The sequence below is a fragment of the Citrobacter sp. Marseille-Q6884 genome, assembly GCF_945906775.1.
GTDB lineage: Bacteria > Pseudomonadota > Gammaproteobacteria > Enterobacterales > Enterobacteriaceae > Citrobacter.
Genome location: NZ_CAMDRE010000001.1, coordinates 1,352,471 through 1,366,508, shown reverse-complemented (window position 1 = coordinate 1,366,508; position 14,038 = coordinate 1,352,471). Strand labels below are relative to the sequence as shown.

At 51.0% G+C, this 14,038-nt stretch carries 8 protein-coding genes, 2 tRNA genes, 3 rRNA genes and 1 riboswitch; of the genes, 2 read left to right on the top strand and 11 right to left on the bottom strand.

Going from position 1 to position 14,038, the window contains the following annotated elements; translation table 11 throughout:
* Nucleotides 1–105: 105 nt before the first annotated feature.
* Entirely contained in the window at nucleotides 106–1,056 is a 951-nt protein-coding gene (gene coaA / locus N7268_RS06505) for a type I pantothenate kinase (protein WP_198907474.1), read from the top strand.
* 31 nt (nucleotides 1,057–1,087) lie between these two features.
* Here the strand turns inward: coaA and birA are convergent, their stop codons facing one another.
* The 9 genes from birA to btuB all read right to left on the bottom strand — a co-directional run bounded on the left by birA (nucleotide 1,088) and on the right by btuB (nucleotide 11,489).
* Nucleotides 1,088–2,050 (bottom strand): bifunctional biotin--[acetyl-CoA-carboxylase] ligase/biotin operon repressor BirA, encoded by a 963-nt coding sequence (gene birA / locus N7268_RS06500; protein WP_260862176.1) that lies wholly within the window; start codon nucleotides 2,048–2,050, stop codon nucleotides 1,088–1,090.
* Nucleotides 2,047–3,075, bottom strand: coding sequence for a UDP-N-acetylmuramate dehydrogenase (gene murB, locus N7268_RS06495; protein WP_260862175.1), 1,029 nt, complete (start codon nucleotides 3,073–3,075; stop codon nucleotides 2,047–2,049). Before murB ends, birA begins: the two co-directional genes overlap by 4 nt.
* Before the next feature lie 212 nt (nucleotides 3,076–3,287).
* Nucleotides 3,288–3,403 (bottom strand): 5S ribosomal RNA (gene rrf, locus N7268_RS06490).
* A 93-nt stretch (nucleotides 3,404–3,496) separates the two neighbouring features.
* Nucleotides 3,497–6,402, bottom strand: a 23S ribosomal RNA gene (locus N7268_RS06485).
* A 209-nt stretch (nucleotides 6,403–6,611) separates the two neighbouring features.
* Nucleotides 6,612–6,687 (bottom strand) — tRNA-Ala (locus N7268_RS06480).
* Nucleotides 6,688–6,746: 59 nt separating this feature from the next.
* Nucleotides 6,747–6,823, bottom strand: a tRNA-Ile gene (locus N7268_RS06475).
* 70 nt (nucleotides 6,824–6,893) lie between these two features.
* Nucleotides 6,894–8,435 (bottom strand): 16S ribosomal RNA (locus N7268_RS06470).
* The 16S, 23S and 5S rRNA genes sit together here with 2 tRNA genes alongside, the layout of an rRNA operon.
* Nucleotides 8,436–8,809: 374 nt before the next feature.
* The gene (gene murI / locus N7268_RS06465; RefSeq protein ID WP_260862174.1) at nucleotides 8,810–9,661 is read right to left on the bottom strand and encodes a glutamate racemase; all 852 of its coding nucleotides are present in this window, start codon (nucleotides 9,659–9,661) and stop codon (nucleotides 8,810–8,812) included.
* Entirely contained in the window at nucleotides 9,606–11,489 is a 1,884-nt protein-coding gene (gene btuB / locus N7268_RS06460) for a TonB-dependent vitamin B12 receptor BtuB (RefSeq protein WP_260862173.1), read from the bottom strand. Before btuB ends, murI begins: the two co-directional genes overlap by 56 nt.
* 64 nt (nucleotides 11,490–11,553) lie before the next feature.
* A riboswitch (cobalamin riboswitch) is annotated at nucleotides 11,554–11,750 on the bottom strand.
* A gap of 115 nt (nucleotides 11,751–11,865) precedes the next feature.
* On the opposite strand from btuB, the gene trmA reads away from it, so the two are divergent.
* Nucleotides 11,866–12,966, top strand: coding sequence for a tRNA (uridine(54)-C5)-methyltransferase TrmA (trmA, locus tag N7268_RS06455; RefSeq protein WP_260862172.1), 1,101 nt, complete (start codon nucleotides 11,866–11,868; stop codon nucleotides 12,964–12,966).
* A gap of 58 nt (nucleotides 12,967–13,024) precedes the next feature.
* Here the strand turns inward: trmA and N7268_RS06450 are convergent, their stop codons facing one another.
* Together N7268_RS06450 and fabR are read right to left on the bottom strand one after the other, a co-directional pair.
* Nucleotides 13,025–13,384, bottom strand: a complete 360-nt coding sequence (locus N7268_RS06450; protein ID WP_260862171.1) for a YijD family membrane protein — start codon at nucleotides 13,382–13,384, stop codon at nucleotides 13,025–13,027.
* A gap of 15 nt (nucleotides 13,385–13,399) precedes the next feature.
* Nucleotides 13,400–14,035: an HTH-type transcriptional repressor FabR gene (gene fabR / locus N7268_RS06445; protein ID WP_003028862.1), complete on the bottom strand. Its 636-nt coding sequence runs from the start codon at nucleotides 14,033–14,035 to the stop codon at nucleotides 13,400–13,402.
* Between the last annotated feature and the right edge of the window lie 3 nt (nucleotides 14,036–14,038).

Here is a 14,038-nt window from a genome sequence, read left to right as displayed (position 1 = left end):
TGCCCATTGTCCAAATTAACTGAAATGTGACGTGCCATTGCGTGACGGGGATGATTTCGTTTTTTATCACTAACCTGATATAGCAATGACAGCCAGACCATGCGTATGAGTATAAAAGAGCAAGCGTTAATGACGCCTTACCTACAGTTTGATCGCAACCAGTGGGCTGCGCTTCGTGATTCCGTGCCGATGACTCTGACCGAGGAAGAGATTGCTCGTCTGAAAGGCATTAATGAAGACTTATCGCTGGAAGAAGTTGCCGAGATCTATTTGCCCCTGTCGCGCTTATTAAATTTTTACATCAGTTCAAATCTGCGTCGTCAGGCTGTTCTGGAACAATTTTTAGGCACCAACGGCGAACGCATTCCTTATATCATCAGCATTGCGGGCAGTGTCGCCGTAGGTAAGAGTACAACTGCACGTGTTTTGCAGGCATTGTTAAGTCGCTGGCCGGAGCATCGTAAGGTTGAATTGATCACGACTGATGGTTTTCTTCACCCCAACCAGGTGTTGAAAGATCGTGGACTCATGAAGAAGAAAGGCTTCCCCGAGTCCTATGATATGCACCGCCTGGTAAAATTCGTTTCCGATATCAAGTCAGGCGCGCCAAACGTCACGGCGCCGGTCTATTCACACCTTATTTATGATGTGATCCCTGACGGCGACAAAACTGTCGCGCAACCGGATATATTAATCCTCGAAGGGTTAAATGTATTACAAAGCGGAATGGATTACCCTCACGATCCACATCATGTATTTGTTTCTGACTTTGTGGATTTTTCTATTTATGTTGATGCGCCTGAGGAATTACTGCAGACGTGGTATATCAACCGTTTTCTGAAATTCCGTGAGGGGGCTTTTGCCAACCCCAACTCTTATTTCCATAACTACGCAAAATTGTCCGAAGATGAGGCCATCAATACAGCAACCTCTCTCTGGAAAGAAATTAACTGGCTGAATTTAAAGCAAAACATATTACCAACTCGTGAACGTGCCAGCTTGATTATGACGAAAAGCGCCAATCACGCTGTTGAGCAGGTCAGACTACGGAAATAAATAAAAAAGGGAGCTCTGGCTCCCCTTTTTATTATTCAGCACTTCTCAGCGATATTTCTCCGCCCATCCATGGCTTTATCACACCATCTTGTTCAAGTAATAGTGCGCCTTGTGTATCAATCCCTCGGGATATACCAAATATCTCTTTATCCCCAATAATTAGTTTTACAGGTCGATTGATAAAGTTATCCAACGTCTTCCAGCGAGATAAATAGGGTGCTAATCCCTCTTGCTCAAACAGCACTAGCGCAGCACGCAATTCCCGGATCAGTCGGGCCGCAAGGGTATTACGGTCAATATTGATTCCCGCTTCCTGGAGGTTAATCCACCCTTGGTTTACCACACTCTCTTCTACCCGACGCATGGACAGGTTAATCCCCGCACCAATAACAATTTGCGCCGCGTCGCCCGTCTTACCGGTGAGTTCAACCAGAATACCCGCGAGCTTACGATCGAGAAGATAGAGATCGTTGGGCCACTTAACACGTACCTTATCCGCTCCAAGGTCGCGCAAAACTTCCGCCATAACAATGCCAATGACCAGGCTCAGGCCAATCGCAGCCGCTGGTCCCTGCTCCAGACGCCAGAACATTGAAAGATACAGGTTGGCGCCAAACGGCGAAAACCATTTTCGCCCACGGCGGCCACGCCCTGCCTGCTGATACTCAGCAACACAGGCATCACCTGATTCCAACTGGCCAATTCGATCCAGCAGATATTGGTTAGTTGAGTCGATGACAGGAAGAACGGTGATATTTCCGCCATCCAGTTGTGAATGAATAAGTGAAGAATCCAGCAGTTGGATAGGTTCAGGTAAGCTGTATCCTTTACCTGGAACAGTAAACACGTCAACCCCCCAGTCGCGTAACGTCTGGACGTGTTTGTTGATGGCCGCACGACTCATCCCAAGCGTTTCACCGAGCTGTTCGCCTGAATGAAATTCACCATCTGCTAATAGTGAGATTAGCGTCAGGGGTACGGTATTATCCTTCATGCAATGATCTCCACGGCATTGACTTCACCCTGTGGGCCAATAAACCTAACCTCTGGCTCAAGCCAGACATTAAATTTCTCACCAACCTTTTGGCGTACATGATGTGCAAGTTGCACCACATCCCTGCTTGTCGCATTGTTTGCATTGATCAGAACCAATGCCTGCTGCTGATGTACGGCTGCGCCCCCCATACTCACACCTTTTAGCTGGCACTGATCGATAAGCCAGCCTGCGGCCAATTTCACCGAGCCATCAGCCTGGGGATAATGAGGCGCTCCAGGGCATTGCGACAGAAGAACGTTCGCCACTTCCGCGCTTACAATCGGGTTTTTAAAGAAGCTACCTGCATTACCATACACTTTAGGGTCGGGTAACTTCGTTGTACGCATGTGGCATACAGCATCAAAAACCTGCAGAGGTGTCACGGTCGTGGGATCCAGACGTGTCAGGTCACCGTAGGTCAATACCGGTTGCCATTGCTTAGATAAACGCAGACCAACAGCAACGATAGCAAAACGATCCTGATACTCGTGTTTGAAGATACTATCGCGATACCCGAAACGGCATTCCGCTGCACTGACTCGCAGGTGTTTACCAGACGACAGCTCAACACAGTCTACATATTCGCAGACACGTTGCAGCTCTACTCCGTAAGCACCAATATTCTGGATTGGCGATGACCCCACACAACCTGGAATTAACGCCAGATTTTCCAGCCCGGGCATACCCAACTGCAGCGTATGTTGTACCAGATGATGCCAGTTCTCACCGGCGCCTACATGCAAATGCCACGCATCAGGCTGCTCTGTCACCTCAATACCCTTGATACGGTTAACAATAACCGTTCCACGGAAGGCATCAAGGAACAAGACATTACTCCCTTCGCCCAGGATAAGTACTGGATAATGTAATGCTTTAGCTGATTGCCAGGCATTTAATAGTTGTTGCTCGTTTTCGGCACAGATAAGCTCGCTCGCATATTGGTCGATACCGAAGGTGTTCCAGGCTTTAAGGGAGTGATTCATAGATGCTTTCCTGATGCAAAATCAGGCTTAGTTTAACGTATCTGCAGCGGTATGGCTTGTATTATGGCGGGGTGAGTATCGTATGGGCGTTTCCTGAACAGGCTGTGGACGGTTCAGACCGGAAAAGGTGTTTACGCCGTTTTCCGGCGGTTTTCAGATGCGCACCAACGCAAAAAGGCCATCCTTACGGATGGCCTTTCGCTTAATTTGATGCCTGGCAGTTCCCTACTCTCGCATGGGGAGACCCCACACTACCATCGGCGCTACGGCGTTTCACTTCTGAGTTCGGCATGGGGTCAGGTGGGACCACCGCGCTACAGCCGCCAGGCAAATTCTGTTATCAACACGCTTCTGGCATGTCGATGTAATCTGTAATCAAGCTGAATTTTTTGTCTCTTCGCCAAAACATCTTCGGCGTTGTAAGGTTAAGCCTCACGGTTCATTAGTATCGGTTAGCTCAATGTATCGCTACACTTACACACCCGACCTATCAACGTCGTCGTCTTCAACGTTCCTTCAGGAGACTTAAAGTCTCAGGGAGAACTCATCTCGGGGCAAGTTTCGTGCTTAGATGCTTTCAGCACTTATCTCTTCCGCATTTAGCTACCGGGCAGTGCCATTGGCATGACAACCCGAACACCAGTGATGCGTCCACTCCGGTCCTCTCGTACTAGGAGCAGCCCCCCTCAATTCTCCAGCGCCCACGGCAGATAGGGACCGAACTGTCTCACGACGTTCTAAACCCAGCTCGCGTACCACTTTAAATGGCGAACAGCCATACCCTTGGGACCTACTTCAGCCCCAGGATGTGATGAGCCGACATCGAGGTGCCAAACACCGCCGTCGATATGAACTCTTGGGCGGTATCAGCCTGTTATCCCCGGAGTACCTTTTATCCGTTGAGCGATGGCCCTTCCATTCAGAACCACCGGATCACTAAGACCTGCTTTCGCACCTGCTCGAGCCGTCACTCTCGCAGTCAAGCTAGCTTATGCCTTTGCACTAACCTCCTGATGTCCGACCAGGATTAGCTAACCTTCGTGCTCCTCCGTTACTCTTTAGGAGGAGACCGCCCCAGTCAAACTACCCACCAGACACTGTCCGCAACCCGGATCACGGGTCCACGTTAGAACACCAGCCATTAAAGGGTGGTATTTCAAGGTCGGCTCCATGCAGACTGGCGTCCACACTTCAAAGCCTCCCACCTATCCTACACAGCAAGGACCAGTGTTCAGTGTCAAGCTATAGTAACGGATCACGGGGTCTTTCCGTCTTGCCGCGGGTACACTGCATCTTCACAGCGAGTTCAATTTCACTGAGTCTCGGGTGGAGACAGCCTGGCCATCATTACGCCATTCGTGCAGGTCGGAACTTACCCGACAAGGAATTTCGCTACCTTAGGACCGTTATAGTTACGGCCGCCGTTTACCGGGGCTTCGATCAAGAGCTTCTCCTTACGGATAACCCCATCAATTAACCTTCCGGCACCGGGCAGGCGTCACACCGTATACGTCCACTTTCGTGTTTGCACAGTGCTGTGTTTTTAATAAACAGTTGCAGCCAGCTGGTATCTTCGACTGATTTCAGCTCCACGAGCAAGTCGCTTCACCTACCTATCAGCGTGCCTTCTCCCGAAGTTACGGCACCATTTTGCCTAGTTCCTTCACCCGAGTTCTCTCAAGCGCCTTGGTATTCTCTACCTGACCACCTGTGTCGGTTTGGGGTACGATTTCGTGTTACCTGATGCTTAGAGGCTTTTCCTGGAAGCAGGGCATTTGTCACTTCAGCACCGTAGTGCCTCGTCATCACGCCTCAGTGTTAAAGTGAACCGGATTTACCTGGAACACACACCTACACGCTTAAACCGGGACAACCGTCGCCCGGCCGACATAGCCTTCTCCGTCCCCCCTTCGCAGTAACACCAAGTACAGGAATATTAACCTGTTTCCCATCGACTACGCCTTTCGGCCTCGCCTTAGGGGTCGACTCACCCTGCCCCGATTAACGTTGGACAGGAACCCTTGGTCTTCCGGCGTGCGGGTTTTTCACCCGCATTATCGTTACTTATGTCAGCATTCGCACTTCTGATACCTCCAGCAACCCTCACAGGCCACCTTCAACGGCTTACAGAACGCTCCCCTACCCAACAACACATAGTGTCGCTGCCGCAGCTTCGGTGCATGGTTTAGCCCCGTTACATCTTCCGCGCAGGCCGACTCGACCAGTGAGCTATTACGCTTTCTTTAAATGATGGCTGCTTCTAAGCCAACATCCTGGCTGTCTGTGCCTTCCCACATCGTTTCCCACTTAACCATGACTTTGGGACCTTAGCTGGCGGTCTGGGTTGTTTCCCTCTTCACGACGGACGTTAGCACCCGCCGTGTGTCTCCCGTGATAACATTCTTCGGTATTCGCAGTTTGCATCGGGTTGGTAAGTCGGGATGACCCCCTAGCCGAAACAGTGCTCTACCCCCGAAGATGAGTTCACGAGGCGCTACCTAAATAGCTTTCGGGGAGAACCAGCTATCTCCCGGTTTGATTGGCCTTTCACCCCCAGCCACAAGTCATCCGCTAATTTTTCAACATTAGTCGGTTCGGTCCTCCAGTTAGTGTTACCCAACCTTCAACCTGCCCATGGCTAGATCACCGGGTTTCGGGTCTATACCCTGCAACTTAACGCCCAGTTAAGACTCGGTTTCCCTTCGGCTCCCCTATTCGGTTAACCTTGCTACAGAATATAAGTCGCTGACCCATTATACAAAAGGTACGCAGTCACCCCATAAAGAGGCTCCCACTGCTTGTACGTACACGGTTTCAGGTTCTTTTTCACTCCCCTCGCCGGGGTTCTTTTCGCCTTTCCCTCACGGTACTGGTTCACTATCGGTCAGTCAGGAGTATTTAGCCTTGGAGGATGGTCCCCCCATATTCAGACAGGATACCACGTGTCCCGCCCTACTCTTCGAGTTCACAACATATGCACTTTTGTGTACGGGACTATCACCCTGTATCGTGCGACTTTCCAGACGCTTCCACTAACACACATGCTGATTCAGACTCTGGGCTGCTCCCCGTTCGCTCGCCGCTACTGGGGGAATCTCGGTTGATTTCTTTTCCTCGGGGTACTTAGATGTTTCAGTTCCCCCGGTTCGCTTCATTACGCTATGTATTCACGTAATGATAGTGTGACGAATCACACTGGGTTTCCCCATTCGGAAATCGCCGGCTGTAACGGTTCATATCACCTTACCGACGCTTATCGCAGATTAGCACGTCCTTCATCGCCTCTGACTGCCAGGGCATCCACCGTGTACGCTTAGTCGCTTAACCTCACAACCCGAAGATGTTTCTTTCGATTCATCATCGTGCTGCGAAAATTTGAGAGACTCGAACACACCATTTTTCATTTCTTATTACGGAGAAATGAAACAGTGTGTCGTTTCAATTTTCAGCTTGATCCAGATTTTTAAAGAGCAAAACTTCGCAGTGAACCTTTTCAGGTACACTCTGAAGTTTTCTTGGGTTTTTGCAGTAAGTAATGGTGGAGCTATGCGGGATCGAACCGCAGACCTCCTGCGTGCAAAGCAGGCGCTCTCCCAGCTGAGCTATAGCCCCATCGAAGTCATCTCATTCACCTTAATCTTCCGGAACACCCTTCGGCATCAGAAAGAATTTGGTAGGCCTGAGTGGACTTGAACCACCGACCTCACCCTTATCAGGGGTGCGCTCTAACCACCTGAGCTACAAGCCTGCAGAGATTTCTTACTGCTAATTTTCATCAGACAATCTGTGTGGACACTACAAGGAACGGTTCTTTAAGGTAAGGAGGTGATCCAACCGCAGGTTCCCCTACGGTTACCTTGTTACGACTTCACCCCAGTCATGAATCACAAAGTGGTAAGCGCCCTCCCGAAGGTTAAGCTACCTACTTCTTTTGCAACCCACTCCCATGGTGTGACGGGCGGTGTGTACAAGGCCCGGGAACGTATTCACCGTGGCATTCTGATCCACGATTACTAGCGATTCCGACTTCATGGAGTCGAGTTGCAGACTCCAATCCGGACTACGACATACTTTATGAGGTCCGCTTGCTCTCGCGAGGTCGCTTCTCTTTGTATATGCCATTGTAGCACGTGTGTAGCCCTACTCGTAAGGGCCATGATGACTTGACGTCATCCCCACCTTCCTCCAGTTTATCACTGGCAGTCTCCTTTGAGTTCCCGACCGAATCGCTGGCAACAAAGGATAAGGGTTGCGCTCGTTGCGGGACTTAACCCAACATTTCACAACACGAGCTGACGACAGCCATGCAGCACCTGTCTCAGAGTTCCCGAAGGCACCAAAGCATCTCTGCTAAGTTCTCTGGATGTCAAGAGTAGGTAAGGTTCTTCGCGTTGCATCGAATTAAACCACATGCTCCACCGCTTGTGCGGGCCCCCGTCAATTCATTTGAGTTTTAACCTTGCGGCCGTACTCCCCAGGCGGTCTATTTAACGCGTTAGCTCCGGAAGCCACGCCTCAAGGGCACAACCTCCAAATAGACATCGTTTACAGCGTGGACTACCAGGGTATCTAATCCTGTTTGCTCCCCACGCTTTCGCACCTGAGCGTCAGTCTCTGTCCAGGGGGCCGCCTTCGCCACCGGTATTCCTCCAGATCTCTACGCATTTCACCGCTACACCTGGAATTCTACCCCCCTCTACAAGACTCTAGCCTGCCAGTTTCGAATGCAGTTCCCAGGTTGAGCCCGGGGATTTCACATCCGACTTGACAGACCGCCTGCGTGCGCTTTACGCCCAGTAATTCCGATTAACGCTTGCACCCTCCGTATTACCGCGGCTGCTGGCACGGAGTTAGCCGGTGCTTCTTCTGCGAGTAACGTCAATTGCTGCGGTTATTAACCACAACACCTTCCTCCTCGCTGAAAGTACTTTACAACCCGAAGGCCTTCTTCATACACGCGGCATGGCTGCATCAGGCTTGCGCCCATTGTGCAATATTCCCCACTGCTGCCTCCCGTAGGAGTCTGGACCGTGTCTCAGTTCCAGTGTGGCTGGTCATCCTCTCAGACCAGCTAGGGATCGTTGCCTAGGTGAGCCGTTACCCCACCTACTAGCTAATCCCATCTGGGCACATCCGATGGCAAGAGGCCCGAAGGTCCCCCTCTTTGGTCTTGCGACGTTATGCGGTATTAGCTACCGTTTCCAGTAGTTATCCCCCTCCATCGGGCAGTTTCCCAGACATTACTCACCCGTCCGCCACTCGTCACCCAAGGAGCAAGCTCCTCTGTGCTACCGTTCGACTTGCATGTGTTAGGCCTGCCGCCAGCGTTCAATCTGAGCCATGATCAAACTCTTCAATTTAAGTTTGATGCTCGTGAATTAAACTTCGTAATGAATTACGTGTTCACTCAGAGACTTGGTATTCATTTTTCGTCTTGCGACGTTAAGAATCCGTATCATTGAGTGCCCACACAGATTGTCTGATAAATTGTTAAAGAGCAGTGCCGCTTCGCTTTTTCTCAGCGGCGCGGGGTGTGCATATTACGCCATCCCGCTTCGAAGTCAAGCATTTAATTTCGCTTTTCTTCGTGAGGTTCTCTGTGGAACCCCGCTGACCCGGCGGCTTGCGTGCCGTTGTTCCGTGTCAGTGGAGGCGCATTATAGGGAGTTATTTCAGGCTGACAAGCGGAAATTTAAAATAACTTTCCGAGTGCGTATTTTTTCACCAAAACTGATTAAACTGCCAGTTTTTCGAGCGTTTTGAAGCCATAACGTTGGAGAACAGGCAGCAATTGTTCAGCCTCTGTCGTCATTGCCATACAGAATGCCACATTCTCGTCAGTTGATTTTGCATCTGGCGCTTCATGTTCTAATAGCCAGGCCGTCCGGCGAGCAATCGCGGCACCAGAATCCACCAGTCGCGTCCCTGCAGGCAGAACCTGTAAAAGCTCTTCCTGTAATAGAGGGAAATGAGTGCATCCCAGAACCACCGTATCTGGCGGTTCCGGCATCCGCAGCCATGGCCGCAGAATGCGCCGCAGCTCCTCCAGGGGAACAGGTTCGCCATGCAACTTCGCTTCAGCCAGTTCAACCAGCTCAGCCGATCCTAACATCGCAATCTGACACTCGTTGGCAAACCGCGCAATCAGCTCATGCGTATAAGAACGCTTCACCGTCGCCCGCGTTGCCAGCAGTCCCACGATACCATTAGCGGTGAGTCGCGCCGCCGGTTTAATCGCAGGTACAACCCCTACTACCGGGAAGGCAAACTTTTCGCGTAGCGCAGGGAGCGATACCGTACTCGCGGTATTACACGCGATGACCGCAAGTGAGAGGGGATAGCGCTGCTGAACCGCAGTGACAATTTCAACCACACGCTCGACGATAAACTCCTCACTCTTCTCTCCATATGGAAAGGCGACGTTATCGAAAGCGTAGATATAGTGGAGATCCGGCAACAGATTCCGGATCTCATTGTAGACCGACAACCCACCGACGCCGGAATCAAACACCAGCACGGTGGGACGTGGATCAGAAGGTGTAGCTGCCAGACAAGGTGTATTCCCGTCCTGCAGTTTGGTAGCCATAAACTGTCTCGTAATCTTTATCGAACAGGTTGGCGATTTTACCACGAACTGTCAGATGTGAGGTGACCGGATATGAAACTCCAATATCCCACAAGCTGACACCCCCCAATTTCACCGTACGAGAGGTGTAAGTGGTCTCGCTATAAACATTGTCGTAGCGTTGCCCCATATAGTGGTACGCGACGTTCCAGCCGAGATCGTAGACTTGTCCGGTTAACTCGTACTTAACCTGCTGTTTTGCCCGACGATAGAGCACTTTGTTCGTTTCATCATCCCGCGGATCAACATACTGCAATGTCAGGTGATGCTCTACCGGGCCGGTCGCAATATTCCCCGTCCATTCCAGTCCTTTGATGGTGGCCGATTTCACATTAACGTACTGGCTGTAGTTACCAATGCTTTTATAGTCAATCAGGTTTTGAATTTCATAATGGTATCCCGAGAACCGCCAATCTAGTGCCCCCGTTAATCCCTCAATTCCGGCTTCCCACTGTTTAGATTCTTCCGGCTTCAGATTCGGGTTGGCGACGATACCTAAATACCCATTTGATGCATAGCGCGTCGCCCCGTATTGCTGGCCAAGAGAAGGTGCCAGGAAGCCGGTACCGTAGGAAAGCGTTGCCCTATAGCCATCAACAAACTCCCATCCCGCCGCAGTTTGCCACGTGCCATGCCAGCCAAATTGCTCATCATGATCTTCGCGGCCGGACGCTTCCAGCGTCACGCTGTCGATCTGCTGCTGCCCGGTCAGGTATAGCCCTGTGGTATCGCGTTTGTAAGCATCTGATTTCGTTGTACTGCTGGACGTCAGTTTTTCCTGTTTCCAGTCAACACCGCCGCTAATCGCCCCATGCCCTACTTCAACGCTGTTACCCCATTGGATATAACGCTGTTCCATGTCATCCAGGGTCGCTTGTCCCGCATACCGGCCAAGATTATTGGTGTAGTTGTAATCTTTAAGACGTTGATAGTTAGCAATCAACTGAGAAGAATAGATACCGGAGTTATAACGCAGGCCGGTATCCCAGGACTGATTGTAATTCTGGGCTTCCTCATTGCCGCTAGCAGAACCATACATCGAGCCCTGGTCGTAATCACTGTTAGCGGTGTAGCCGTAACCCCGGAAGAAACCCGAGAAATTATCGTTAAACTTATGCTGCACGCCGCCCCAGAACAGTTTGTTGCGATAACCATCACGGTCACTATCGCCACTGTAGGGAGAATCAGGCTGAATGTTAAAACCTTTGGTTGTCTGGTAAGCGCCAGCTGCCGTTACCACCGTATCGCCAAAACGTTTATTTATTGCACCATCATAGGTCTGATAACCGTCCGTCCCCATACCCGCATTGATCTGCGCCTTCTCATCACTACTCATCGTAATAATGTTGACGACACCACCAATTGCACCGGAGCCATAAACAGCAGAGCGCGGCCCGCGAATGTATTCGATGCGCTGCACTAGCGATACCGGAATCTGGCCAATATCAATCGCGTTATCGATACCAGCACGAGCCATCGGCACACCATCAATCAGCACCAGAACATGGCGCGATTCGGTACCACGCACATACAGAGAGGCGCTATTCCCCATCCCACCGGTCTGAGAAATATCCACGCCAGGAAGGCGGCTCATTACATCGTTGAGATCTTTTGATTGCCAGCGCTGAATATCTTCGCGTGTCACAATTTCGGTAGGCGCCAGTACGGAATTCACAGGCTGCTGAAAACGGTTGGCAGTAACGACGAGCGTATCTGGGCTGGCATCCTGCGCCCAACCAGAAAATGCCGTGACAGAGAGTGCCGTCAGCAGCAAAGGTTTTTTAATCATTGTAAAGCATCCACAATATAAGAAGGATGCCGCAGGCCCCACCGATAGTACGCGATGATGAAAGCCAGATGCGACGTTAGCCGGCAGGTCTTCGGGCTTGGAAGGTTATTCTGGCTATAGAATAAAAAAGAAATGAAGACTTCCCACCATTGGCAGTGTCTGCTTGCGCTCTCATCCCACCTTTCCTTACCGCTGCGCGTCAGCTCCAGATTTACACTGGATTCCCTATTAACTCACAGGACCGGCACACGGATGCTACAGTCTGTTACAACTCACTGTCCAGACCGCATATCACAATATGAGAAATCATCAATAACTGGACATCTGATGAGCAATCCCTACAATCCCCGCGTACTTTTATTTTTCAGGATACATCATGACCCCCGAACACCTTCCGACAGAACAGTACGACGCACAGCTCGCTGAAAAAGTGGTGCGTCTGCAGAGCTTAATGGCGCCATTTTGCAAACAGGCTCCGGAAGTGTTTCGCTCACCGGTCAGCCACTATCGCATGCGTGCCGAATTCCGCCTGTGGCACGACGGCGATGACCTGTACCACATCATGTTCGATCAGCAGACCAAAAGCCGTATTCGCGTCGATAGCTTTCCGGCTGCCAGCGAGTTAATTAACACGCTGATGACGGCCATGATTGAAGGTGTTCGCAATAACCACACCCTGCGTCATAAATTGTTCCAGATCGATTACCTCACCACCATGAGCAATCAGGCGGTGGTATCGATGCTGTATCATAAAAAGCTGGATGACGAATGGCGCCAGGAAGCCGAAGCGTTGCGGGATGCGCTGCGAGCGCAGAATCTGAACGTACATTTGATTGGCCGGGCGACCAAAACCAAAATCGAACTGGACCAGGATTACATCGACGAACGTTTGCCGGTTGCGGGCAAAGAGCTTATCTACCGTCAGGTTGAGAACAGCTTCACGCAGCCTAATGCCGCCATGAATATTCAGATGCTGGAATGGGCTATTGATGTCACCAAAGGTTCAACGGGCGATCTGCTTGAACTTTACTGTGGCAACGGCAACTTCTCGCTAGCACTGGCACAGAACTTCAATCGCGTCCTGGCAACCGAAATCGCCAAACCATCCGTTGCTGCCGCTCAATACAACATTGCGGCTAACAATATTGATAACGTGCAAATTATTCGCATGGCGGCGGAAGAGTTTACTCAAGCGATGAATGGCGTGCGTGAGTTCAACCGGTTGCAGGGAATTGATCTGAAGAGTTACCAGTGTGAAACCATTTTCGTTGATCCACCGCGCAGTGGTCTGGATAGCGAAACGGAGAAAATGGTGCAGGCATATCCGCGGATTCTGTACATCTCCTGCAACCCGGAAACCCTGTGTAAAAACCTGGAAACACTCAGTCAGACGCACAATGTTTCACGTCTGGCATTGTTTGATCAGTTCCCGTATACGCACCATATGGAATGTGGCGTCTTGCTGACAGCGAAATAATCGACTTTGCCTGCAGGCCCGGTAAGCGCAGCGCCATCGGGCCTACAGAGTGGAGGGATTATTCAGAAATCTCCTGATTACGGTTACGCACTTTAAAGCCAATCCAGAACACCAGAATCACCGACAGTACCGCCGGGAAGAAGTTAGAGCCAATATTCGGATATTCAGCGCGCACGACTGTGCTGTACAACAGAACGCCGAGGATAAAACAGGCCGCGGACAGACCCGGTAATCCCACAGGCATGGTGCGGTTCTGGTAACGTTGGTGCAGACAGTAAACCGTCAGCACCAGCGAAATAATCGGGAATACAGAGAAAGGCACAATGGAGCTAAACAGCGCCGCAAATGTGCCATTGATCGATAAGCCAGCAACCAGCGCCAGCAGCAGCGTACCTTTATCTTGACCTGACTGTTTCATTGCTCGTCCTTCTCGTTACTCGGAGTGATGCGTCATCTTCTCTTGTTCACGGCGATACCAATAAAATGCGCCTTTCGCGATCATGCGCAGTTGCAGTACCAGCCGCTCTTCCAGTTGTCGGCGCTGTTCTGCGCCAACATCCAGTGCCTCTGCACCCGCACTGAAAACAATCGTCACCATGGCTTCAGCTTGCGCTTCAGTAAACGCGCGAGGCATATGGTTTTCGAGTTCCAGATAGTCGGCAAGTTCCGCAATGAAGTGCTGAATTTCGCGTGCGACCGCAGCACGAAACGCCGCGGAGGTACCAGAGCGCTCGCGCAATAATAAACGGAAGGCGTTGGGATTGTTGCCGATGAACTCCATAAATGTTGAGACCGAGGTACGGATCACACTCCCGCCCTTGGCGATGCGTTGACGCGCCTGGCGCATCAGTTGGCGCAGCATCAGACCGCTCTCGTCCACCATCGTCAGGCCGAGTTCATCTACATCGCGAAAATGGCGATAAAAGGAGGTTGGCGCAATGCCCGCTTCTCGAGCGACTTCTCGTAAACTGAGGCTGGCAAAACTTCGCTCTGCACTCAGTTGACTAAATGCGGCCTCTACCAGCGAACGCCGGGTTTTTTCTTTTTGTTGCGCTCTAACGCCCATCACGAT